18 protein-coding genes, 1 tRNA gene and 2 pseudogenes are annotated in these 23119 nt (G+C 63.4%); 9 read left to right on the forward strand and 12 right to left on the reverse strand.

The genetic code is table 11. The features are described from left to right. Positions 1-41 precede the first annotated feature (41 nt). The gene (locus HH800_RS24145) at positions 42-1361 is read right to left on the reverse strand and encodes a hypothetical protein (RefSeq protein ID WP_169863426.1); all 1320 of its coding nucleotides are present in this window, start codon (positions 1359-1361) and stop codon (positions 42-44) included. A 109-nt stretch (positions 1362-1470) separates the two neighbouring features. On the opposite strand from HH800_RS24145, the gene queF reads away from it, so the two are divergent. From queF to HH800_RS24160, 3 genes are all read left to right on the forward strand, one after another. After that, positions 1471-1923 (forward strand): preQ(1) synthase, encoded by a 453-nt coding sequence (gene queF / locus HH800_RS24150; RefSeq protein ID WP_004210067.1) that lies wholly within the window; start codon positions 1471-1473, stop codon positions 1921-1923. A gap of 256 nt (positions 1924-2179) precedes the next feature. Next, positions 2180-4828, forward strand: coding sequence for a M1 family metallopeptidase (locus tag HH800_RS24155; RefSeq protein WP_169862898.1), 2649 nt, complete (start codon positions 2180-2182; stop codon positions 4826-4828). A gap of 49 nt (positions 4829-4877) precedes the next feature. Then, entirely contained in the window at positions 4878-5282 is a 405-nt protein-coding gene (locus HH800_RS24160) for an NUDIX hydrolase (RefSeq protein WP_169862900.1), read from the forward strand. A 42-nt stretch (positions 5283-5324) separates the two neighbouring features. Here HH800_RS24160 and HH800_RS24165 read toward each other — a convergent pair whose 3' ends face one another. The 7 genes and pseudogenes from HH800_RS24165 to hspQ all read right to left on the reverse strand — a co-directional run bounded on the left by HH800_RS24165 (position 5325) and on the right by hspQ (position 14275). Then, complete coding sequence (locus HH800_RS24165; RefSeq protein WP_169862901.1) at positions 5325-6395, reverse strand: phytase; 1071 nt, start codon at positions 6393-6395, stop codon at positions 5325-5327. Between the two features lie 11 nt (positions 6396-6406). Further along, positions 6407-7807, reverse strand: a complete 1401-nt coding sequence (locus HH800_RS24170) for a purple acid phosphatase family protein (protein WP_169862903.1) — start codon at positions 7805-7807, stop codon at positions 6407-6409. Between the two features lie 76 nt (positions 7808-7883). Further along, positions 7884-10685, reverse strand: a pseudogene (locus HH800_RS24175) (TonB-dependent receptor). A 132-nt stretch (positions 10686-10817) separates the two neighbouring features. After that, complete coding sequence (locus HH800_RS24180) at positions 10818-10958, reverse strand: hypothetical protein (protein WP_017499045.1); 141 nt, start codon at positions 10956-10958, stop codon at positions 10818-10820. A gap of 145 nt (positions 10959-11103) precedes the next feature. Further along, entirely contained in the window at positions 11104-13038 is a 1935-nt protein-coding gene (locus HH800_RS24185; RefSeq protein ID WP_202600257.1) for an OPT family oligopeptide transporter, read from the reverse strand. A gap of 120 nt (positions 13039-13158) precedes the next feature. Continuing rightward, positions 13159-13947, reverse strand: coding sequence for a GDSL-type esterase/lipase family protein (locus HH800_RS24190; RefSeq protein ID WP_169862905.1), 789 nt, complete (start codon positions 13945-13947; stop codon positions 13159-13161). Further along, complete coding sequence (hspQ, locus tag HH800_RS24195) at positions 13904-14275, reverse strand: heat shock protein HspQ (RefSeq protein WP_004210078.1); 372 nt, start codon at positions 14273-14275, stop codon at positions 13904-13906. Before hspQ ends, HH800_RS24190 begins: the two co-directional genes overlap by 44 nt. Before the next feature lie 146 nt (positions 14276-14421). On the opposite strand from hspQ, the gene HH800_RS24200 reads away from it, so the two are divergent. Next, positions 14422-14511: transfer RNA gene (locus tag HH800_RS24200), tRNA-Ser, on the forward strand. Between the two features lie 186 nt (positions 14512-14697). After that, positions 14698-16056: a tyrosine-type recombinase/integrase gene (locus HH800_RS24205; protein WP_021226406.1), complete on the forward strand. Its 1359-nt coding sequence runs from the start codon at positions 14698-14700 to the stop codon at positions 16054-16056. A 137-nt stretch (positions 16057-16193) separates the two neighbouring features. On the opposite strand, the gene HH800_RS24210 is transcribed toward HH800_RS24205, so the two are convergent. Continuing rightward, positions 16194-17096: an exonuclease domain-containing protein gene (locus tag HH800_RS24210; protein WP_235681960.1), complete on the reverse strand. Its 903-nt coding sequence runs from the start codon at positions 17094-17096 to the stop codon at positions 16194-16196. A 274-nt stretch (positions 17097-17370) separates the two neighbouring features. Between HH800_RS24210 and HH800_RS24215 the strand changes: the two genes are divergently transcribed. Beyond that, on the forward strand, positions 17371-17607 hold the full coding sequence (locus HH800_RS24215) for a DUF5818 domain-containing protein (protein ID WP_169862906.1): 237 nt from the start codon (positions 17371-17373) through the stop codon (positions 17605-17607). Between the two features lie 405 nt (positions 17608-18012). Here HH800_RS24215 and HH800_RS24220 read toward each other — a convergent pair. The 3 genes and pseudogenes from HH800_RS24220 to HH800_RS24230 all read right to left on the reverse strand — a co-directional run bounded on the left by HH800_RS24220 (position 18013) and on the right by HH800_RS24230 (position 20690). Then, positions 18013-18794: pseudogene (locus tag HH800_RS24220) on the reverse strand (IS5 family transposase). A 253-nt stretch (positions 18795-19047) separates the two neighbouring features. Then, the gene (locus HH800_RS24225) at positions 19048-19935 is read right to left on the reverse strand and encodes an NAD(P)H-hydrate dehydratase (protein ID WP_161731148.1); all 888 of its coding nucleotides are present in this window, start codon (positions 19933-19935) and stop codon (positions 19048-19050) included. Next, positions 19932-20690, reverse strand: coding sequence for a histidine phosphatase family protein (locus HH800_RS24230; RefSeq protein WP_169863428.1), 759 nt, complete (start codon positions 20688-20690; stop codon positions 19932-19934). The genes HH800_RS24225 and HH800_RS24230 overlap by 4 nt, the downstream gene beginning before the upstream one ends. A 148-nt stretch (positions 20691-20838) precedes the next feature. Between HH800_RS24230 and HH800_RS24235 the strand changes: the two genes are divergently transcribed. The 3 genes from HH800_RS24235 to HH800_RS24245 all read left to right on the forward strand — a co-directional run bounded on the left by HH800_RS24235 (position 20839) and on the right by HH800_RS24245 (position 23084). After that, complete coding sequence (locus tag HH800_RS24235) at positions 20839-21048, forward strand: hypothetical protein (RefSeq protein WP_137405537.1); 210 nt, start codon at positions 20839-20841, stop codon at positions 21046-21048. Between the two features lie 150 nt (positions 21049-21198). After that, positions 21199-22290, forward strand: a complete 1092-nt coding sequence (locus tag HH800_RS24240) for a DUF3182 family protein (protein WP_235681962.1) — start codon at positions 21199-21201, stop codon at positions 22288-22290. Further along, entirely contained in the window at positions 22287-23084 is a 798-nt protein-coding gene (locus tag HH800_RS24245) for an alpha/beta hydrolase family protein (protein ID WP_169862910.1), read from the forward strand. Before HH800_RS24240 ends, HH800_RS24245 begins: the two co-directional genes overlap by 4 nt. Positions 23085-23119: the final 35 nt, after the last annotated feature.

A 23119-nucleotide genomic window follows, 5' to 3' on the forward strand; every position in this document is an offset into this window, starting at 1 on the left:
GGCACTTTAGGAGCGCCTGGCCGGACAGGAAAGGGAAATGCTCAGGCCGGCGGCACTTCGGCGGCGGCGCGGGCGGCCGGCCGCCGATATTGGCGCGGCCCCTGGTCGAGGCGGAAGGGCGACAGGCGCTCGGCGGGCGGATCCTGCTCCTGGCCGACGATGAAGGCGCGACCGGTGCGGCCGGTGCCTTCGGGCGCTTCCTCATCCTCGCCCCAGCGATAATGGGCGTCGAAGGCGGCGATCGGCACCAGCAGCGACCGCTCGCCCATCGTCACCGGCACGATCTCGTCCTGCGCCAGGCGCAGCTCGTTGGTCATGCGCACGGTTTCGCCCGGCGCGATCGAGACGATCGAATGCAGCGGCATGCCGGTCTCGCCACCGAAGAAATGGCGCAGCAACGCATCCTGCTGCGCGCCCGCATTGCCCAATATGCCGCGCACCATGATGTCGCGGGCCGGGCGATCGCCGCGATTGTGGAGCAGCAGCGTATAGCCGATGGTCACGCCGATCAGCGAGGAGCGGGCGAGGCTGATGTCGAGGCCGAGGTCGATCCAGGGGCGATCGCCGGCGTCGCTGGCCGGCGCCGATGCCACGGGTTCGGGGGCAGGGGCTGGCGTGGGCGCCGGAATGGGCGCGGGAGCAGGAGCCGGAGCCGGCGGGGGCGGCGCAACGGGGGCCGGGGCTGGTTGGGGCGCTGCCGGGGCTGGCGCGCTCGCCGGCGCGGCGTCGACGTCCGCTGCCGCACGACGGCGCCGCATCAGCAGGAAGCCGGCGATCACCGCCAGCGCGGCGATGGCGGCGGCGATCCAGGGCCAGCTCAGCCCCTGCGCTTCGGCGTCCGGTGCGGGTTCGGCAGTGGTGACACTTTTGTCGGCCGTGACCGGCTCGGGCGTGGGCAGGGCGGCTGGCGGCGGCGTTTCCACCGCATTAGCGGCATTGTCCGGTTCCGCCACAGCGGGCGCCGGGCTGGGCTGCGCTGGCATGGTGTCGCGCGCGGCCGGGCGTTCGGCCGGGGTGGGGGCGGGCGTCGTGCGCGCGTTGCGCGGTGTTTCGGTGCGCGTCGGCGCCGGCGTAGGGGCCGGGCGCTGCGATGCGGGGGCAGGCGTGGTCGCTGGCGCGCGCTGGGTCGGCGCCGGCGTCACCGTGGGGGCGACGATCGGCGGCAGCGACGGCGTGGGCGCCGGGGTCGGCGTTGCCGTGCCCCGGAACACGTCGAGTTCCGGGCCTTGACGGCGCGGGTCATCGGCCGGCGGCGGCGGCGCGGCGCGCTGCAGATTGACGACCGGATCGCTGCCGGTGGCTTGCTGTGCCAGCGCGGGCGTGACTGCCAGCAGCGGCAGGGCGGAAAGGAACAGACGCATAGACCCCATGACCCTGCCAAGGCAGAAATTTTGCTGAACGCCAGATGAACGGATGGCCTTGCGCGCCGGACCGATGACAAATTGCGTGTAATCGACTACATGCGCCCTCATGACCGATACCCCGCTCCATCTCGGCCGCGCCAGCACCCTGCCGCAGCGGCCCGAGGACGCCGTCCTCGACTATGTCCCCAATCCCCGTCCGGGCAAGCCCTATCTGGTGCGCTTCACGGCGCCGGAATTCACCTCGCTCTGCCCGGTGACTGGCCAGCCCGATTTTGCGCATCTGGTGATCGACTATGCGCCCGGCGCGACGATCGTCGAATCCAAGGCGCTCAAGCTGTTCCTGGGCAGCTTCCGCAACCATGCCGGCTTCCACGAGGATTGCACCGTCGGCATCGGCGAGCGGCTGTTCACCGAAATGCAGCCGATCTGGCTGCGCATCGGCGGTTACTGGTATCCGCGCGGCGGCATCCCGATCGACGTCTTCTGGCAGTCGGGCGAACCGCCCGCCGGCCTGTGGCTGCCGCCGCAGGACGTGCCGGGCTATCGCGGCCGCGGCTGAACCATACAGCCGTTCGTTTCGAGCTTGTCGAGAAACAGAGGCGCTTTTCGCTTCTCGACTCGACCGGGCTCGAAGCGAACGGAGGAGGGCGCTGGCTGGCCTTCTTGTTGGACGAACGCGCAACAGGCTTCGACCAACGACATTCTCTTGCGGATAGTTCACTTGACCCTCCGCGGGAAAGGGCCGATCCGGTTTACATGTTGCGCGTGACTATGTCTCATTGCGCCATCCAAGCCGTATCGGAGTTGCTTCCCCCATGCCCTTGTCGAAAATCCTGCCGTTCCTGATGGCGGCCGCGCCGCTGGCGATCGCGGCGCCCGCGCTGGCCCAGACCGCGCCTGCCGGCCCCGCCGCCGGCGTCACCACCCAGCTGCCCCGTGGCGCTGCGCCCAGCCATTATGCGATCGAAGTGACGCCCGATGCGGCGAACCTCAAATTCACCGGCAAGGTGACGATCGAGGTCACCGTCGCCACCGCCATGCCGGCGCTGGTGCTCAACGCGGCCGACCTGACCGTTTCCAGCGTCACGCTGACCCCGGCCAAGGGCAAGGCGATCACCGGCACGGCCAAGGTGGATGCCGATGCCCAGACCGTCAGCCTCGACTTCGGCAAGCCGGTGCAGCCGGGCAGCTACAAGCTGACCATGGTCTATGCCGGCATCATCAACCAGCAGGCGAACGGCCTGTTCGCGCTCGACTATACCGACAATGAAGGCGCCGCGAAGCGCGCGCTCTTCACCCAGTTCGAGGCACCCGACGCCCGCCGTTTCGTGCCGAGCTTCGACGAGCCGAGCTACAAGGCGACGTTCGATCTCTCTGCCGTAGTGCCGGCGGACCAGCTGGCGGTCGGCAATATGCCGGTCAAGGCGACCAAGGACATCGGTGGCGGGAAAAAGCTGGTGACCTTCGGCACCAGCCCGAAAATGTCGTCCTATCTGCTCTTCTTCGGCCTGGGCGAACTGGACCGCGCGACCAAGATGGCGGGCAATACCGAAGTCGGCGTCATCACCGGCCGGGGCAATACCGGCAAGGCGCAACTGGCGCTCGACGCGTCGGCGGCGATCCTGCCCTATTATAACGACTATTTCGGCGTGCCCTTCCCGCTGCCCAAGCTCGACAATGTCGCGGGTCCGGGCCAGAGCCAGTTCTTCAGCGCGATGGAGAATTGGGGCGCGATCTTCACCTTCGAACGCACCCTGCTGGTCGATCCGCGCTTCACCTCGGAAGAGACCAAGCGCGCCATCTATGAAGTGGCCGCGCATGAAATGGCGCACCAGTGGTTCGGCGATCTCGTCACCATGGCCTGGTGGGACGATCTCTGGCTGAACGAGGGTTTTGCGAGCTGGATGGCGACCAAGGTCACCGACAAGCTGAACCCGGAATGGGAAGCCCTGCTGTCGCGCGTCGATGGCCGCGAGCGGGCGATGAGCCTTGATGCGCTCAAGACCACCCACCCGGTCGTGCAGAAGATCACCACCGTCGATCAGGTGAATCAGGCGTTCGACGCCATCACCTACCAGAAGGGCGAAGCGGTCATCACCATGCTCGAAGGCTATGCCGGCGAGGATGCGTGGAAGGCGGGCATCCAGTCCTACATGAAGCAACATGCCTATGGGAACACCGTCACCGACGATCTGTGGAAGGCGGTCGAGGGCGCGGGCGCCAAGGGGCTGGTCAGCATCGCGCATGATTTCACCAGCCAGCCGGGCATCCCGCTGGTCAAGGTGGAGAGCGCCCAGTGCCAGGGCGGCAACACCGTCCTGACGCTGAGCCAGGGCGAATATAGCCGCGACGCCAAGGACAAGGCGCCACTCAAGTGGAATGTGCCGGTCAAGGCGCAGGTGCAGGGCGGCGAGCCGCAGCGCCTGATCCTGCAGGGCAATGGCCAGATCACGCTGCCGGGCTGTGGCGCCTATGTGATCAATGCGGGCCAGACCGGCTATTATCGCTCGCTCTATCCCGCCGCCAATATCCAGGCACTGGCCAAGGGCTTCAGCCAGCTCTCCAGCATGGACCAGACCGGCCTGATGGCGGACAATTTCCAGCTGGCGCTGGGCGGATACCAGCCGATCGGCCTGGCGCTCGACCTGGTCGACGCGGTGCCGGTCAATGGCAGCCCGGCCGTGCTGGCCGAAGTGCCCGGCTATTTGAAGAGCAGCTATGACATGCTGGAGGGCGATGCCGCTGCCCAGGCGAAGGTCGCGGCCTATGCCTCGGCCAAGCTGACCCCGGCGCTGACGGCGATCGGCTATGATGCCAAGGCCGGCGAAGGGCCGCAGGTGCCGGTGCTGCGCACCAGCCTGGTCGCGACGCTGGGCAGCATGGGTGACAAGGGCGTGGTGGCCGAGGCCAACCGCCGCTTCGCCGCGCTGGCGACCAACCCGGCCGCGCTCGACGGACCGCTGCGCAATGTCTGGCTGGGCATCATTGCCCAGAATGCCGACCAGGCGACCTGGGACAAGCTGCGCGTGATGGCCAAGGGCGCGCAGAGCGACCTCGAAAAGAGCACGCTCTACGCGCTGCTCGGCAAGGCGAAGGACGAGAAGCTGGGCCAGCAGGCCCTGGATCTCGCTTTGACCGACGAGCCGGGCAAGACCACCAGCGCCGCGATCATCGGCCAGGTGGGCGTTGCCCATCCGATGCTGGCGGTCGACTATGTGCTGGCGCACAAGGCGCAATATGAGGCGCTGATCGACGTGTCGGCGCGCAGCCAGGCGCTGGCCCGCCTGGGCGGCGGATCGGCCGACCCGGCGATGGTGACCAAGCTGGACGCCTATGCGACCCAGTATCTGACGCCGGAATCGCGCAAGGTGGTCGATCGCTCGATCGCCGCGATCAAGACCCGGATCGAGACGCGCAGCCGCCTGAAGGCGCCGACCGCGGCCTGGTTCGCGGCGAAGAAATAAGGACAAGGGGCGGCGGAGCGATCCGCCGCCTTTTCCAAATGGGAAGAGCATGAATCAGACGGAACCACGGGTCGGATGCGGCGCGGCGATCCTGCGCGACGGCAAGTTGCTGCTGGTGCAGCGACGGCGGGAGCCGGAAGCGGGGCATTGGGGCCTGCCGGGCGGCAAGGTCGACCTGCTGGAAACCATGGCCGCCGCCACCGAGCGCGAGATTTTCGAGGAACTGGGCCTGACGATCAGCGCGTGTGAATTGCTGTGCCTGACCGACCAGATCGATGCGGAGCGCGGCACGCATTGGGTCGCGCCGGTCTATCTGGTCGAGGATGCGCAGGGCGAACCGGTGGTGAAGGAGCCCGACGCGCTGGCGGCATGCGGCTGGTTCGCGCTGGAAGCGCTGCCGCAGCCGCTGACCCTGTCGACACGGGCGGCGCTGGCCGCCTTGCAGGCGCGATAATGAGGAAGGGCGGCATCGCGGCCGCCCTTGCCGGTGTTTTGATCAGTTCGGCAGGCCCAATGCCCTGGCGATGTCATCCCAGGCGACCAGCTTGAAATTCTGCGCCGCCGCCGCGTTATGGCCGTCCTGCGCAATGAACAGCCCACCGGGATAGGCCGGGCCGAAATCGCCCAGCATCAGCTCGATGCCGTCGGTTTCCTCCGACCCGCCAATGGCGCCATCGACGACGCGGAAGCGACCGACATAGGCGTCGTCGGACAGACGATAGGCCACATAGGCATTGTCGCCCTGGCTGGACACGAGGACATAGCCGTCCTTCTCGCCGATTTGGGCGATGGCGACGCCTTCGGCATCCATGACCAGATTCTTGCCGTCGGCCGCCGCGATTTTCGTGGGCGTGGTGGCGCCAGATGCGCGCGCGTCGAAGCGCCACAGGCCGACATCTTCCTCCGCGACATAGAGGATCCCGGTGCGGTCATCCACGGCGCAGCCTTCCGACTGGGTGCCAAGCTTCATGCTGCGGACGATCCTGCCGGTCGGCGTGGCGCCGGACGCATCGAGCGCGACCTGGTTGATCGTCCCGTCCTTCAGCACGATGAAGGCGTAGGTCGCCTCCGGCGCCTTGTACAGGCAGATGCCATAGGCCTCGCCCTTGCCGGCATCGACCTTGCCGAGGGCTGTCAACTTCGCTGTCACGCCGTCGAGGCGGAACAGGGCGAGCTTGGCGTTCGCCACATCATTGCGGTCCGACGCCACGACCAGGATCCCGGTCTGGCCATTGATGCTGACGCCATCGCGTAGATCGACATTGTTGACCCGGCCGGCGTCCAGGAAATCGCGCGTCTTGCCGTCCAGGCCATAGACATAGAGGCCGGCCTTCTTGTCGGTGCCGACGATCAGGCTGGCGGCCGGGTTGGCGGCATTGCGCCAGATCGCCGGATCATCTGCCGCGTCGGCATTGGGCGTCCCGACGGGCGTGGTTTCACCGCGCGCGGTGACGGTCACGGCCGGGGTCGCATTGGCGATACGCACTTCGACCGGCACTTCCGTTTCGGCGGTGGTGCAGGCGGTCAGCGCGAGAAGGCTGGTGAGCGATAGGGCTAAGGGCTTCATTATGATATTCCTCACTTGCCGCGCGCGACGCATTTGCCGCCGTCGGGGCCGATATTGCCGGTACAGGTGCGCACCGCGATGGTGGGTTCGCTGGTGTTGGTCAGGTGATTGCCATCCGCGCCCTTTGTGAGGTCGAAACCGTCATAGAGCTTGCCCGACGCGGTATAGGTGCGGAATTTCAGGCGATCGCCATCCACGTCCACGACCTGATAGAGTTCGGTCGCTTCCGCCGTCTTGTCTGGCTGGGTGCGGGCACGGTCGTTGAGGCCATACATTTTGGAGCCGGTGACCGAGACGAGATAGACCGGCCCTTGGATCGCGCCATTGGCCCGCGCCTGGGCCGACGCCTCGCGCCCGGCTTCCGACGTCAGGCGGCTGTAGCAATGGTCATGGCCCTGCAGCACCAGATCGACCTTGCGCTTGTCGAACACCGGCTTCCACGCGGCCTTCACCTCGGACGTGTCCTGCGGTCGGGCGCAGGTGAAGACGGGCTGGTGGAACAGCACGACATTCCATTTCGCCTTGCTGGACGCCAGGGTGGCGTCGAGCCATGCGGTCTGCTGCGCCATGGTGCCGAGGTTGATCGCCGACGTGCCATCGAGGATGATGAAGCGCACCCCCTGATAATCGATAAAATAGGTGGTCTTGAGGCCCGGCACGCCATTGGCGGGCAGCGCAAACTGCAGCGGGAAATAGGGGCCGAGCTTGCGGCTTTCGCTGCCGTCGGGCTTCACCACATCGACATATTCATGATTGCCGGTCGCGGGCAGTTGCGGGACGATCGACCAGTTATAGCTGCCGGCCTGGTTGAACTCGCCCCATTCGTCATCATGGTCGAGGTCGTCGCGCTGCGCGGCAAGATCGCCGGCATGGGCGACCAGCTCGATCCCGCCATTGGCATGGAAAGCCTGGCGGATGACGCGGCTGGCATAGGTCAGGATACCGTTCTGGATGTCGCCCAGATAGAGGAAGCGGAACGGCCTGGCCTGCGCCGCCGCCGTGCGGAATTGTAGCCACTCGCTCCAGCCCGCGCTGCCCTTCAGCCGATAGGCATAGACGGTATCAGGCGTCAGATTGTCGAAGCGGATCTGGTGATAGAGCGCCGGGCCATTGGCGCTGTCCTTGGCCGTGCCGGCGGGACCGGTCACGGTCCTTGCCTCCTCCTCCAGCGTCGGGCCGTCGACGGAGATGGCGATCTGCGCTTCGCTGGCGGTCTGGGCGGCATCGGTGCGCCAGGCGACCGCCATGCCGCGCGAAGGGTCGGCGGCGGGCGTCAGCATGATCCGGTCGGGCAGGGTGCGCGCCGCATAGGGCGTGCCGGCGGAGCGGGGCACGGGCGGGCTGGCGGCGGTCTGGGCGGAGAGCGGCGCGGCGCTCGCCATCAGCAGCATGGTCAGGAACAGTCGGGACATGGGCGTCCTTTCCGGGAAAACGGGACTTGCCGGCCGCGCAAGGGCGCGACCGGCAAGCAGGGGAAATCGAACGGGATCAGAAGCTGGCGGAAATACCGAACTTCGCGGTCCAGTTATATTCCTCATATTGGAGCAGGCGCTTGCTGCCCTCGAAATTCTGATAGGCGAAATATTTGGCGTTGTTGACGTTGACCCAGTCGGCGAACAGGCGGACGCCGGGCAGGATCTTGTACTTCGCGCTCAGGTCGAGCTGGAAGTGGTTGTCGACAATACGGTCGGTGTCCGGACCATCGCCGATCTCGTCCAGATATTTGCTGCGATAGGTGCCGGCGGCGCGCAGCGAGATCGGACCCTTTTCATAGCCCAGCACCGCATTGAAGGTGTGGCGCGAAGCATTGGGCAGGCCGATCTTGCGGGTATAGGCGTTGTCGTCCCCGTCGTAGCTGGTGATCTTTCCGTCGGCGTCGGTGAAGGTGTAGTTGAGGTTCACCAGGAAGCCATCGAGCGGCGCCGGCAGGAAGTTCAGCACCTGGCTGAACGAGAGTTCGACGCCCTTCACCTTGGCGGTGTCGCCATTCACATAATAGGATGCCTCGCTATAGGCGACGCCATTATAGACGCCGTCATCAAAGTCGCGGACCTGCGCGCTATAGTCTTTGATCGACTTATAGAAGAGGCCGGCGCTCAGTGCGCCATTGTTCGAGAAATACCATTCGGCCGAGGCATCGAAGTTCCAGGCGCGATAGGGCTTCAGGTTCGGATTGCCGAACTCGGCAGCATAATCCTCGTCGAGGATGAAGCGCGGTGCGAGCTGCGACAGCTTGGGACGGACCAGGCTCTTGTAGGCGGCGGCGCGGAACACCAGGCCCTGGCTCGGTTCGAAGCGGGCGGTCAGGCTGGGCAGCCAGTCGGTATAATGTTTGGTGAAGACATTAGGCGTCGAGATGACGCCAGTGGTTTCGCCTTCGTCATCCAGTTCATATTCGGTGACATTGCCGCGCAGCACGTTGCGGGTCTGCTCCATGCGGACGCCGCCGATGATGCGGACCTTCTCGCTGTCCCAACGGCCCAGCAGATAGGTGGCGAGGATATCTTCCTTCGCGCTGTAATCCTGCGCTGCCGATTCATAGGCGCTGGTGATCGGATCGAGTTCGAACTCACCGATATTGTTGTAGAAATAGTCGGTGGCCTGGCCCTTGCCGGGCAGCGGTCCGAGGTCGGACAGGCGATAGGTCTGGGCGCCCAGCACATCGGCCAGGTCCAGATCGGCATCGCCATAATAGTTCATGTTGAAATTATAGCTCTTCTTGCGCCAGCGGGCCTTCATGCCGGCTTGCACGGTGAAGGTGCCGCCGTCGGTGGCGAAGGCGCGCGATACATCGCCTTTCAGCGCATATTCGCGGTCGCGCGAGTCCGACAGGGCAGTCTGCTCGACGCGGTTGAAGCTATATTCCGACGGGTCGTTGAACAGGTCGGCGCCGCTGGTGACATTGAAGGTCGGCACGCGCGGATCGGCATAGTTGAAGCCGACATCGACGCCATCGTCGTCGAACCGGGCGCGCCAGCGGATCGGGTCGATCGACCCCTTTTCCTTCTCGGTCGATTCCGACCAGCTACCCGAATAGGTCAGCTTCCACGGGCCGGTTTCGGTGGTGCCGCCCAGCACCAGCGACTTGATGCGCTGACGCTCGAAACGGTCCTTGAGATCGCGGCGCACTTCGATGCGGCCATCCTCGTCGGTGAAGTTGGCGCTGTCCGCATCGCCCGAAGCGGGCTGCTCATCCAGGACGAAGGTCAGGCGGCGACGATATTCATGGTCTTCAAACTGGTTGTAGATGCCGCGGGCATAAAGCTTGGTGGTGTCGGACGGCTTCCAGTCCAGGTTCAGCGTGCCGCCGATGCGCTTACGCTGAACGTCATAATCGCGATATTCCAGCGTTTCTGCATAGGCGATGCCGTCGTCGCTGGTGGTCCAGTCCGCAGCTTCGATATTGTCGGTCTCGAACTTGCGCTTTTAATAGCTGAAGCCGCCCGAGATGCCGAAATTGTCGCTGAGGCGGGTGGAAAAATCGACGCTGCCCTTGGGCGTTACGGCGTCGGCATAGTCGTTATAGCTGCCTTCCAGCTTGACCGAATAGAGATCCTTCTTGCGGTCGAAGGCGCTGGTGGTGTTGATCTCGATCGAGGCGCCGATCGTGTCGGCGTCCATGTCCGGGGTCAGCGACTTCTTCACTTCGATCGATTCGATCAATTCCGAAGGCACGACGTCCAGCGCGACCGAGCGAACATCGCTTTCCGGGGCGGGCAGGCGGGCACCGTTGACCGATGCGGCGTTGAGTTCCGGGTCGAGGCCGCGAACCGAGACGAAGCGGCCTTCGCCTTGGTCGTTCATGATGTTGACGCCGGGCAGACGGCGCAGCGATTCGGCGACATTCTGGTCGGGGAACTGGCCGATCGCGTCGCGGGTCAGGACGCTTTCGACACCGTCGGCCGCGCGCTGGCGCGACAGGGCCGATGCCTGGTTGGCGACCTGGCCGACGACGATGATCGACGCATCGACGTTCGAGCCGATGCGGATGTCGGCATCGACATCGCCGGTGGCGGGCACGACGACGGTGGTGCGCACCGGGTCGGCACCGGTGTAGCGGGCTTCGATCGTGTAGGTGCCCGGCGCGACGTCGGGGAAGCGGTAGGAGCCGTCACGGCCGGCTTCGGCAATGCGGCCATTTTCGACGATGCGCAGTTGGGTCGACTGCAGCGCACGGGTGCCGGTGCCGTCGGACACGGTGCCGCTGATGGTGCCGGCTAGGGCGGCGACGGGCATGGTGGTGGCAAGGATGATCGCGGCGCGGCTCGCGCCACGGAACAAGGTCTTCATGGTGAATGCTCCCCTTCGGTTGGGGAGGCCATTGGCGATGAGTCCTTACGGCTTCATGGCAATATGATTGCAGTTAAAAGTCTGAAAAATGTAACTTATGTGACGTGATGCAGGGGCCACATTATAGGGCGCTCAGTCGCGCCGCCGGCCGCTGCGCCGGGACAGGCCGCCACGATGGTGCAGCCGGCCGCCTTTTTCGAGCCGCGCCATATGGTCGATGAAAAAGACGGCGCCGATACACAAGATGATGGCAATCAGGAATTCGGGCGGCACGTGGGCTCTCCAGCCTTTGGGTGATGCTGGAGAATTAAACCGCCGGACATAGGGTTTCGAGCCGCAGGCCGGCCCATATCCATTCTATTGTCGTAGGATTTTGAAGAATGGGGCGACCTGGCGTCGGTCGCCCCATCTCATCTTGTCAGGCGAGCGGTGCGGTCGCCCAGTGGCGCAGGCGCGCATAAAGGGCGGCGATCACGCCGGCGAAGATCAGCACCGACAGCGGCACCGCCCAATGGCTTTCGCCGACCAGCGCCAACGGTGCGTCGCTGTCGGTCGAGGCGACGATGCCGGCAAAGGCGACGCCGAACAGGCTTTCGCCGACGATGAAGCCGGTCGCCATCAGCACGCCCATGCGCTCGGCAAATTCCGGGTTCGCCTGGCGCAGCGACCAGCGATTGTAGAAATGGCCGATCACCGCGCCGACCGGGATCAGCAGGGTCAGCGCCATCGGCAGATAGATGCCCATGCCGACAGCAAGCGGAGGCAGGCGCATCTTGCCGGTCTTGCCGAGCAGTTCGTCCAGCGCGACCACGACCACGCCGATGCCGGCGCCAAAGCCGATCAGGCCCCAGTCGAGATCGCCGCCCAGCACGCCCTTGGCGAGCGCGGAAATGAGCGCGGCCTGCGGCGCGGGCAGGGCGGTCGCCTTGGCGCCGGGCGCGCCGGCAAAGCCGAAGGCGCTGTTCAGCAGGTCAAGCACCGGCGGGATCACCAGCGCGCCGAACAGCACGCCCAGCACCAGTGCGATCTGCTGCTTCCACGGCGTCGCGCCGACCAGCTGGCCGGTCTTCAGGTCTTGGAGGTTATCGTTGGAAATGGTGGCGACGCCGAACACGATCGCGGTGGTGAACAGGGCATAGGCGATCAGCGCCTGGCTCTGTTCGGGATGGCCCGAGCCATAGATGGCGGCGAGGATCAGCGACGCGCCCAGCACCGCGAGGATGCCCACGCCCGAGATCGGGCTGTTCGACGCGCCGATAAGACCCGCCATATAGCCGCAGACCGACGCGATGACGATGCCGGCGACCAGGATATAGGCCAGCGTCAGGCCGATGATCGGCACCGGATTGGCGGCGATCGGCCCGCCCTGGGCAAAGATCCACAGCAAGACGGCGATCGGTACCAGCGAGGCGAGGATGGTGCCAAAGACGATGCCGATCGGCAGATCGCGTTCGGTGATGTCCAGCGTGCCGGCATCGCCCGACTTGCGGACCTTGGCGGCGTTGAGGGCGGAGCGGATGCCGCTGATGATCGGGCCGAGGATCTTGAGCAGGGTCCAGATCGCGGCGATGCCGATCGTGCCGGCACCGATGAAGCGGGCCTTCATGCGGAAGGTGGTGCCGACCAGGTCGGCCAGGTCCGCGCCGGCGGGCAGCGGGCTGGTGAGATAGGGGACGATGCCGACCCAGCTGATGAGCAGGCCGACGAACATGGCGGCGCCGACGGAGATGCCGACCAGATGGCCGACGCCGATCAGCGCCATCGAGAAGCTGGTCGAGACCGAGCTGGCGCCCGCGCCGAGCTTGAAGAAGGTGGCGGCTTCCTCGGCTAGGATCTTGGTCTTGGCGATGATCGAGAAGCCGGCGGCGGCGATCGAACTCATGACGATGGCGGCGAGGCCGCGCTTATTCTCTTCCAGACCCTCGCGCGAACCTGCGCCGACTTTCAGCACTTCGGCGGCGGCGACGCCCTCGGGATAGGGCAGGTCCGATCCGGTGACGAGCGCACGGCGCAGCGGCACCGAATACATGACGCCCAATATGCCGCCCAGCGCGATGGTGCAGGCCGACAGCCAATAGGGGAAGCCCTGCCACCAGCCGATGATGACCAGGCCCGGCAGCACGAAGATGATCGCCGAGAGCGTGCCAGCGGCCGATGCGATGGTCTGGACGATGTTGTTTTCCAGGATCGTGCCGGTGGCGAACAGGCGCAGCACCGCCATGGAGATGACGGCGGCGGGGATCGAGGTGGCGAAGGTCAGGCCGATCTTGAGGCCCAAATAGACGTTCGCGGCGGTGAACAGCAGGGTGATGAGCGCGCCCAGGATGACGCCGCGTAGCGTCAGCTCCGCCATCGGCACGGCCTTGGCCGAATCGGTTGTCACTGCTCTTTTCCCTTCGCCAGTCGATCGATCAAGCGGCTGGTAATAATGTTGCTGGCGCTTGGATCAATCTTAAACTGGCCGGCAGGACGGTCAGGAATCGCGGCCGGCGCCCGCATCCGCCAGCACGGCATGGTCCAGATAGGCGTCGACCAGCCTAGTCCAGCGCTCGTAACCGCGCGGATTCATGTGCAAACCATCGGCACGGAACAGCGATGCATCGGGCAGGCCGTCAGTGGCGAGCAAGGGGCGGCCGACATCGAGATAATCGAACTTCATCGCCTTGCTGCGCGCCGAAACGGTCATGTTGACCGCCGCCATCTGGGGCCAGAGCGTCCAGCGGATCGGGCTGGGCTTGAGCGAGAGATAGGCGATATGCGCCCTGGGATAGTCGGCGCGGAGCTGGCGCAGCAGGGTCAGCACGTCGCGCGCGACCTTGTCCGGCGTGGCGCCGGCGGCCAGGTCATTCTCGCCGACATAGACGATGATCGAGCGTGGCTTGGCCTTGGGCAGCAGCCGCTTGTAATAATGCAGCACGTCGGGCGTGGTCGCGCCGCCAAAGCCGCGATTGACCGTGCCGATATCGGTGAAGCTGCCCTTGATGTCCCACAGGCGGATGCTGGAACTGCCCAGGAACAGCGTGGCGTCGGCGACTGGCGGGCCGGCCGCTTCCGCTTTCGCAAAGGCGGCGATCTCGTTGGAGAAGGGGAAGGTCGGGTCGGCATTGGGAACCGCGACCTTGTCCGGCGCCGGGGCCTGCGTCGGCAACGGGGCAGCCTGCAACGGCCCGGCCGCGGCGAGCAGAAGGGCAAGGCCCAGCGCCGCCCGCCAGCGCGGCTCAGTGCCGGTGGCGCGGGCGCAGCTGATATTTGCCATCCGCATAATCGCCGAACAGGCCGGTGATCGCCGGGTGATCGACCGGCTCCTCGCTGTCGTCGGCCACCAGATTCTGCTGGCTGACATAGGCGACATAGCTGTTCTCGCCATTTTCGGCGAGCAGGTGGTAGAAGGGTTGCTGCTTGTCGGGCCGGGCATGTTCGGGGATCGATTCATACCATTCCTCGCTGTTGGCGAAGACCGGGTCGATGTCGAACACTACGCCGCGAAAGCCGAAGCTGCGATGCTTGAGGACATCGCCGATGCTGAAGCGGGCATGGACGACCGGCGGGGCGGTGATGCCGGTACCGATATTCTGAATCGTGACTTTCATATGACCAATTTAGGGTGCCCGCGCAGGGAGACAAGAAAAATACCGAAAAGGGTGCTTGGCAAGGATGGAATCATTCGCTAATGGGCGCCCCTCGACCCGATCGGTGCGGCATTTTCCCTTGCGGTTCAATGCTTCCGGTCTTCTGCGGAGAGGTGGCAGAGTGGTCGAATGCACCGCACTCGAAATGCGGCGTGCCCGTGAGGGTACCGAGGGTTCGAATCCCTCCCTCTCCGCCATTTGACCCTCCGCAGGGGTCTCCAGAAGTCCACTGATATCGACTTTTTCTCCCTGATTACTGACGCTTGGCTCACCAGCTCGGCCGCAGTCGTCCACAGCCCTCCGCAGGCGTTTTGCGGTGATTGTGGTACTGATTCGTGGTCTCGGCGGTCGAAAAACGTGGTACTTTTTGGAGACGACGACCGATGCTCAGTGACGCCAAAGTCCGGGCGGCCAAGCCCCGCCCCAAATCCTACAAACTGACCGACACCAATCGCCTGTTCCTGCTCGTGACGCCGAGCGGGGGAAAGCTGTGGCGGTGGAATTACAGCTACGACGGCAAGCAGAAAACGATGGCCTTCGGCGCCTGGCCCCAGGTGGGATTGGCGGATGCCCGAGCGAAGCGGGATGAGGCCAGCGGACATCTGATGGAAGGCGACGATCCCACGATCCTGAGGAAACTCAAGGTTGTGGCCAAGCTCGAGGCCGGCAGGCAGACCTTCGAGCGGGTCGCGCGGGCGTGGCATGAGAATGCCAAAGCGCAATGGGCTATCGTACATGCCGCCGATATTATTCGCAGCCTGGAAAGGGATGTGTTTCCGGCCATCGGTGACATGCCGATCGCCCAGCTGACGCCCCCGCTCGTTCTGAGCGTCTTGCGGGAGATCGAGGCGCGCGGCGCGATCGAGACTGCAAAGCGCGTCCGGCAGCGCATTTCAGCGGTCTTCATCTATGGTATCGCAGAGGGTATCGCGACGAGCGATCCTGCCGAGAAGCTGGGAGCGGTCCTCAAGCCCCTGCGAAAAGGGCGTCAGCCTGCAATCACCGATCTCGTTCCCCTTCGCCGGATGATCCGCACGGCTGAGGAAGATTATGCGCGCCCCGTCACGCGTCTCGCCCTTCGTCTGCTCGCGCTGACCGCGGTGCGACCCAGTGAACTGCGCGGCGCGCAGTGGGATGAGTTCGAGGATCTGAACGGCTCGGAGCCCTTGTGGCGCATTCCGGCCTGGAGGATGAAGGGCGACGCCGATCGCAAGGATGAGCTCCACGGCGATCATCTCGTGCCGATCACGCCACAGGCATTGGCGGTATTGAGGGCAGTGTGGCCGCTTACGGGTGAAGGACCGCTGGTTTTCCCCAGCAACCGCCACGCCCATCGCCCCATGAGCGAAAATGCCATCGGCTATCTTCTCAATCGGGCCGGTTACCACGGCCACCATGTCCCTCATGGGTTCCGCGCCGCCTTCTCTACGATCATGAATGAGTGGGCCGAGCGCGAAGGCAAGGAACATGATCGCAAAGTGATCGACCTCATGCTTGCCCATGTCCCTACGGGCAAGGTTGAAGGGGCGTATAATCGCGCAGCCTACATGCCCCGTCGCAGGGAACTCGCCATGGCCTGGGCTGACATGTTGAGTGACGGCTTGTCCGCACCGTCAGTCCTGCTTGATCTGCCCGCAAAGGCAATGGGACCGCAATCGCGTCGACGGGTGCTACCACCTGTCGATATCGAGTTTCGTTTTCCCACCCGAAGGCGCAGCTCCGCTAAGATCATTGCTCGCTAGAGTAAGGCGGGTGCAGAATCCTTCATGACAGGAGGGGGCTGTCGGCCCCCTCCATTGTGCTCGCCACATTATGGAATGGCCGCTTGGATAGATGTCCTCGCCCAGGTAACACGCGCCACTGGCGAAGCGTCCTGCGATCAGACATCGCGCCGATCCGGTAATGTGCTGAGCAGTGCGCTGGCCGAGACGATATGGATATCATCGCCCGCCAGGCGACGAGCTTCGGCCTTCTTGAATTCGGCGTCATAACGCACATAGCCAAATGGCTCGTCCGCTGCGACCACCAGCATAGTCGTTGTTGCGCCGACTGATGCCATGATCCGACCACCATTGGCGGCAATTTGTTGCGCCAGGCGGCCGTTGCGAGACTCGCCAAGAATGGCAATGCGCTGACCTTTCAATGTGCCGTCGGGAGCGGGCGTGGGCGGTGCCGTTGCGCGTTTTCTTGGCTGGGGTACCAGCCAGTCTGATAATTGCAAACCGGTATGATCGATCGCTTTCACGACGATCATGCCTGCCGCGCGGGCGTCGCTGAGCGCATCATGATGCTTGAGCGGGATACCCAGATGTTTCGCCACGATATTGAGCCGATGGCTGGGCAGCTCGGGCCAGGCGCGCTTGGCAACTCGGACACTATCCAGCCATGTGGTCTCGAGCATCGCGCGATCATTTATACGGCATGCTGCTGCGAGGGCGCCCTTGTCAAAATAGGAATGGGCCACGGTCGTGCGGCCATTCAGATGGGCTTGAAGGATGCCGTGAACGTCAGCGAAACAGGGTTGGCCCAGTACGTGGCTGGCAGCAATCCCGTGGATCCGCGTATTGAAGCTGCTGAAATGATCCTGCGGATCGACAAGGGTCTCATACTCAAACGCGACAGCGCCGTTGCGAAAGCCGACAATGCCTATCTGGCAGATGCTGCTGACACGCGAGCACGCCGTCTCGACGTCGATGACCACGAAGTCTGGTTCTTCGGTATCGCCATTTCGTGCAGTTGCCGCGGCGTTGGCAGAGAGGTTGGCGTGAAGGGGTTGGAACATATCAGGATCATACGCGGCGCTTAAAGCGTTGCACAAGGCCCTTGGCGCGGACAATCTTCGATGTGCATTGGCTTTTGGGAGCCATGCCGACATCGATGATGATCTGCTGTCCAACATCACACAGACGCTTTGGCAGGCGAGAAGCAGGGCGGTGGCAGCAAGATCAGCGGGCTCGTTCCTGCGGAATGACAAACTGGTTTCGGATCGCCGGAGAAATCGCACGGCATATGGCACGAAACATGGAATCCGATACCGCCCCGCATAGATCAGGCACATGAATATCAGTTCATATTTCCGCCTTGAAGGCATGCTGATTGCGGGCGCGACAAGCCTGTATGTCCAGGCTCGTGATGGCGCTTTCTGGGAGATCGGAAAGCTGAAGGATGTCGGGCATCTGCTGCAAAGCAATGTTGTCGTCGAGGGCATTCGCACAGGCGCACAAAGCGTGGCAGTAAATTGGATCGAGGCCATGAGGCCGATCCAGCATGCGATGAGTAGCATCGGCATGTAGCGTCCGGAAATCGCGCTTTGAGGTGCTCCTAGCCGGTTGGGTTGGGTCGCGAGCGGCCGAGGGAACAGTGCGACTGTGTCGACGTCGATTGCATCGAAGGAGCGGGCCAAGAAGACAGCTGTAAAAGCAGGGGCCGCGTAAACAACAAAGGCCCGCCCGGCAAAGCCGAGCGGGCCAGTAAAAGGCTTGAAGCCTTCGGGTCGCGCTATCCTGCTATGCTCATGCAATCGATTCGCATTGTATGAATCGGACATAAAGGAGAATAGTTCCGTTACGGAAAGCGTGAAAACAAACTGCCGAGATTGGCAGCTCCATCAAGCGACACAAGTCTGACCGGTGGTGTCCATATGGAGCGCAATCTTCAGTCGGGCATCATTGCCGAACGCACCCTGATTGAAGGGAAGGCTAGGTCGCGTTGACAAAATGCTTGAGCCATAGCCGTGCTGCGGCGAGGTTGAGGAAGCTGAGGTAGGATAGCGCAGTTTTCTCGAAGCGTGTTGCGATGCGGCGCTGTTGTTTGAGGAAGCCGAACATGCGCTCGACGCGGTTGCGATCGCGATAGCGTCGATAGTCAGGATGCTGTGGTGCCTTGCGGTTCGACCGCGGTGGGATGACCGGCAGGATGTTATTCAGGAGCAGGTCTTCGCGGAAGCGGTCGCCATCGTAGCCCTTGTCGGCGAGCAAGTCTGCAGGCTTTGGCACCGGCATGGCCATCAGGCTATCGACACCGCCGTAATCGGAAGCCTCGCCGCCCGTCAGGTGGAAGCCGAGAGGGAGGCCTTGATTGTCGCAGCGGGCGTGGACTTTGCACGTAAAGCCGCCGCGTGATCGACCAAAAGCCTGCGCACAAGCCCCCCTTTTCCGCCCACGGCCGAGACATGGCCGCGAACCGTGGTGCTGTCGATCATGTGCTGCCAGTCGTCGGTCAGACCCAGATCGAGCAGAGTTTGCAGCATGGCATCCCAGACGCCCTGCTCGGCCCAGCGGCGGAAGCGGACGTAGACCGAGTTCCACTTCCCATAGCGTTCATGCATGTCCCGCCAGGGGCAGCCAACCCGCAAGACGTGCAGCATTCCGTTGAGGTAGCGCCGGTTGTCTCCGGCAGGGCGCGCGTGCCTGCCTCGCTCAGGCGGCAACAGCGGCCCGATCAATTCCCATTCCGCGTCGCTCAGGTCCCCGCGATCCATGCCTGCCTTCCAAAAGAAAGCCTTGAATCAGACGGGAGCTGATTTGGGAATCCCTTTTGTCAACGCGACCTAGATATGCCCGACCGAGCTAGTCGCCCCTATGACGTCACCGCGCGAGCGCCTTTGCCTCACCCCATACCGGCCGCAGATTGTCGCTCCAAAGCTTGCTGGTCTGCGGCCACGTACACCTGTTAAGCCTCACCGGTAGTCGGCATAACATTTCTGCTGACGATAGCTTCCAGCTCAAAGCAGGTTATTGAAGTTCTCCATCGATGATTTCGGGAATAAGCGGCACAAGTTCGCGCGCCAGAAAACCCACTTCGCCAATGACCTTCGTCAAGGTTCTTCCTGCTCTTCCATGGACCCAGGCACCCCAGGCAGCAGCACGAAGTGCGGGTGCACCCCGCGCTGCCAAGCCCCCGATGAGGCCAGCCAGGACATCGCCCGAGCCACCCGTGCCGAGCCCGACACAGCCATCGCTATAGACAAGACTTTCTCCGTCGGGCGACGCCACATAGCTTTTATCCCCTTTCAGGAGAATGACTGCGCTCCATCGCGATGCCATTTCGATGGCTACCGCCAAGGGCCTCGCCTTAATTTCCTCGACTGAAAGGCCGCTAAGAGCAGCCATCTCCCCATAATGGGGCGTAAAAATCACATTCTCTTTTACTCGCCACCGTGATGGGTCGAAGTCACGCAGTGAAACCAGAGCCGCGGCGTCGAGAATGAGACTGCCAGGAAAATCGAGGCTATCGAGGAGATTGGCGACAAATGTCCGCGCTCCTTTGCCCGAGCTCATGCCTGGTCCCAGGACAAGCGTGTCGCAGGACTTGATTCGAGCCTTCAATATTTCCGCTGCTGCAGGAGCGATTTCTCCCTCTTCGTCGGCGGGCAGCGCGATCATGGCGGCCTCCGGTACGAGCACGCCCAGTGACAAGGCCGAAGATCGCACGGTCGCCATCTGCAGCTTTCCGGCGCCTGCGCGTAGCGCGGCTTCGCCGGTGAGGCGAAGCGCACCGGGCACGAATTCGGCACCTCCAACCACCAGGACGCGGCCGCGGCCGTTCTTGTCGGCGCCTTGCGCGATCGCTGGCAGTGGATGTCCCTTCAGCCACGCCTCGTCGAGCTGCTGGCAACTCATCCGCGTGCACCGGCTATGGCATCGGGCGCGCGGGTAACGGGCATGTCCTCCCGCTCGACCGGGGCCGTCACATTGTATCGACCGAGCAATAGCCCTCCATCCTTGCCCGTCTCCGCGTCGAATGCATATTCGGTGATGGCGCAGTTGGCGACATCGCCATCACGGTCAATTTCCAGTATCTCGGCCTCGGTCATGCCTTCGATGATGTACCGCAGACATAGCACCACCACTTGATGCGTGAAGATCATCACGTGCCGGTCCGCATGATGAAGCGCGATCGTATCCATGACGGAGCGCAGTCGCAGAATGACATCGCACCAGCTTTCGCCTCCTGGAGGGCGATGATAGAATTTGCCTAGCAGCCTGCGAAATTCTGCTTGCTGCGGTTCGATGCTGCTTATCCCCATGGATGTTAGCCCATCGAGGATGCCGAATTCCTTTTCCCGCAGCCTCTCGTCAAAGCAGATGGGCACATTGCCTGCGCAACCTCCGGCTTGACGGAACAGATCTGCGGTCTCGCACGCGCGTCGATAGGGAGATGCAAGGAGAACATCCGGACGCTCACGCGGTGCCTCGCCGGCATACCAACGTCCCAGCGCTCCGGCCTGGTCGCGGCCCAGGTCGCTCAGGGGCACGTCAGCGTCTCGCTCGGACAAGTCTATGCGATCGACATTGGCCTGCATGGCTGCACCTCGCGCGACGTTGCCTGCGCTCTGGCCATGCCGAACGACCGTCAGTTTCCTCGGCCAATGCATTTGCTTCACCGCCTTTCTCCTTTTCGGAGAAATGGATGGGTTGGCCAAATGATCCCCTTTGCGAGCGCGGGAATGAAGCCGATCAGGATATTTCTCTCCTGTGTCGAGTTCACCAGGATGAGAGGAACATATTAGCCGGGATTCACGCATGCGTGATGATGTCGAAGCGCTGACGCTCATGGCGGAGGAAATTTCGCTCCTCCGCGACCTTTCCACGCAGGGTAAAGGCGATCCAAGCTGGATTCTCGTCCGAGCCTGCGCAGATCATATGCGTGATATCATGGATCATTTTGCAGGCGATCAGGGGCATTTAAGCGGCGAGATGCCCTGGTGGCGCGCATTCCAGGAAAAGCCCTGACCCCCTTATACATCTGGAGCCGCAAATCAGGGATGCCTGGTTCGCGAGATCATGGATAAAATGTCTGAGCATGGGGTTGTAGCAAGATGCCGCTCGGCAGCCCCTCCAAATCCGTGAGGCCCAATGGCTCGCTCGCATCAGACCCACTTTGTGAAGATCCATTCCACGCAGTCCAGCGCCCTGAACAATGAACATGACAAGGCCTCACGGAGCGAGCTTGCCCGCAGGATTGCCCGGCTCGGCGAGGCAAGATTTGTCGATCATGACAGTTTGAGCGACCAGCAGCTTTCGGGGGGCGAGGCGGACACGCTCTTTATTCCGACAGGCACAATCGATCTCTCGACGGCAAGAAAACTGGGCATCCAGACTGAGAGCCAGATCTACGGTGGCGTCGTGCCGTTTCCCTTTGTCGGGAGCAAGGTCATCACGCATCCGGTCCTCGGGGACGACCCTGCAATTCCCGCCGGATGGCGCGCTGAACTGGGCTTGGCTCTTGCTCCTCACGTTCTTTCGGGCTGGTCGGCCTTCACTCTCGATGCGGTCCGCGCCGCCGCTCTTGATATGCTCGGACGCACGGCGATCCGCCTGAAGGAAGTCGAGGCCACTGCCGGACTAGGCCAGTTCGTCGCGACCTCGGTCAAGGAACTGGACGAAGCGATCGCCCAGCTCGACCAGGCTGCCATTTCGAGGCATGGCGTGGTGATCGAGGAGAATCTCGATGACGTTGTCACCTACAGCGTCGGCACGACGCGCCTGTTTGGCGAGGTGATTTCCTATTGGGGCACGCAGCGGCTCACCACCAACAACAGTGGCGCGACTGTCTATGGTGGCTCCACCCTTCATGTCGTGAGGGGCGGTCTGGACCGGCTTGCGAGCCTGGGTCTGGCTGACGAACTGCAGCAGGGGATCGATAAAGCGATCGCATATGACGCGATCCTCTCGCGGTTCTATCCGGATTTGCTGGCGTCTCGCCGCAATTACGATGTCGCCGCGGGCGTCAATTCCTACGGGGAACGTCGCATCGGCGTGCTCGAGCAGAGTTGGCGCGCCGGCGGCGCGAGCGGCGCGGAGATCGCGGCGTTCGAAGCCCTGGCGCGGGATGCCGGCCGCTCGGCTGTGACATGCATGACGATGGAGATTTATGGCGAGGTCGATGCCGCTCCGGACGGCAGCATTATCTATTATAGCGGTGTCGACCCCGTGGCAGGACCGATGACAAAATATGCGATGGAGCTGGAATGACAGGCAGTCAGCTATGCTTTGACGTCGAGGGCGAGAGCCTGGAGGCAACCTTGTTGTCGCCCGACAAGCTGGTCCCTGGCATTCTCTTCATCCATGGATGGGGCGGTTCGCGCGAACAGGACATGGTGAGAGCCGAAGAGATCGCCCAATTGGGCTGCATCTGCTTCACGTTCGACCTGCGAGGCCATGCCAGACATGCCGAAGAGCGCAATGTCGTGACCCGGTCGCACGGTCTTGCGGACGTGACGGCGGCCTATGATTTTCTCGTCAGGCAGGACCAGGTCGACCCCTCGGCGATTGCGGTCGTTGGCACCAGCTATGGTGGCTATCTCGCGGCATTGCTGACTGCGGCTCGCCCGGTCAACTGGTTGGCGCTTCGTGTTCCTGCGCTCTATCCTGACGACCATTGGGATGTGCCCAAGGCAAAGCTCGACCGCGATCTCATCAATGCCTATCGGGCACACTTTCGAACGGGCCGGGAAGACAAGGCTCTGGCCGCTTGTGAGCGCTTTGCCGGCGATGTTCTGATCGTTGAATCGGAACATGACGATTATGTGCCGCACGCCACCATCAGCTCCTACATGTCGGCGTTCCACAACAGCAATTCGCTGAGTTATCGTATTCTAAAAGGCGCTGATCATTCGCTGCGGGATGAAGGCGGCCGACGGGCCTACAACCAGTTGCTGCTCACCTGGATAGAGGAGATGGTCCGAGGCGGCCGCCGCCCGTCATCGTCGGACGCCCAGGCAGAGGCGCAACTGCCGTCGCAGGCGAGAAAGCTCGTACAAGGCTGATCCTGTCCAGGCGGACGCGTTCTTGTAGCGACGCT

The sequence above is a fragment of the Sphingobium yanoikuyae genome, from assembly GCF_013001025.1.
Taxonomy (GTDB): Bacteria; Pseudomonadota; Alphaproteobacteria; order Sphingomonadales; family Sphingomonadaceae; genus Sphingobium; species Sphingobium yanoikuyae_A.

Bases quoted from the DNA above. Each gene is read 5' to 3' on its own strand.
- HH800_RS24145 (WP_169863426.1), bottom strand. From the start codon at position 1,361: ATGCGTCTGTTCCTTTCCGCCCTGCCGCTGCTGGCAGTCACGCCCGCG.
- queF (WP_004210067.1), top strand. From the start codon at position 1,471: ATGACCGATACCCCGCTCCATCTCGGCCGCGCCAGCACCCTGCCGCAG.
- HH800_RS24155 (WP_169862898.1), top strand. From the start codon at position 2,180: ATGCCCTTGTCGAAAATCCTGCCGTTCCTGATGGCGGCCGCGCCGCTG.
- HH800_RS24160 (WP_169862900.1), top strand. From the start codon at position 4,878: ATGAATCAGACGGAACCACGGGTCGGATGCGGCGCGGCGATCCTGCGC.
- HH800_RS24165 (WP_169862901.1), bottom strand. From the start codon at position 6,395: ATGAAGCCCTTAGCCCTATCGCTCACCAGCCTTCTCGCGCTGACCGCC.
- HH800_RS24170 (WP_169862903.1), bottom strand. From the start codon at position 7,807: ATGTCCCGACTGTTCCTGACCATGCTGCTGATGGCGAGCGCCGCGCCG.
- HH800_RS24185 (WP_202600257.1), bottom strand. From the start codon at position 13,038: ATGGCGGAGCTGACGCTACGCGGCGTCATCCTGGGCGCGCTCATCACC.
- HH800_RS24190 (WP_169862905.1), bottom strand. From the start codon at position 13,947: ATGCGGATGGCAAATATCAGCTGCGCCCGCGCCACCGGCACTGAGCCG.
- hspQ (WP_004210078.1), bottom strand. From the start codon at position 14,275: ATGAAAGTCACGATTCAGAATATCGGTACCGGCATCACCGCCCCGCCG.
- HH800_RS24205 (WP_021226406.1), top strand. From the start codon at position 14,698: ATGCTCAGTGACGCCAAAGTCCGGGCGGCCAAGCCCCGCCCCAAATCC.
- HH800_RS24210 (WP_235681960.1), bottom strand. From the start codon at position 17,096: ATGTTCCAACCCCTTCACGCCAACCTCTCTGCCAACGCCGCGGCAACT.
- HH800_RS24215 (WP_169862906.1), top strand. From the start codon at position 17,371: ATGAATATCAGTTCATATTTCCGCCTTGAAGGCATGCTGATTGCGGGC.
- HH800_RS24225 (WP_161731148.1), bottom strand. From the start codon at position 19,935: ATGAGTTGCCAGCAGCTCGACGAGGCGTGGCTGAAGGGACATCCACTG.
- HH800_RS24230 (WP_169863428.1), bottom strand. From the start codon at position 20,690: ATGCATTGGCCGAGGAAACTGACGGTCGTTCGGCATGGCCAGAGCGCA.
- HH800_RS24235 (WP_137405537.1), top strand. From the start codon at position 20,839: ATGCGTGATGATGTCGAAGCGCTGACGCTCATGGCGGAGGAAATTTCG.
- HH800_RS24245 (WP_169862910.1), top strand. From the start codon at position 22,287: ATGACAGGCAGTCAGCTATGCTTTGACGTCGAGGGCGAGAGCCTGGAG.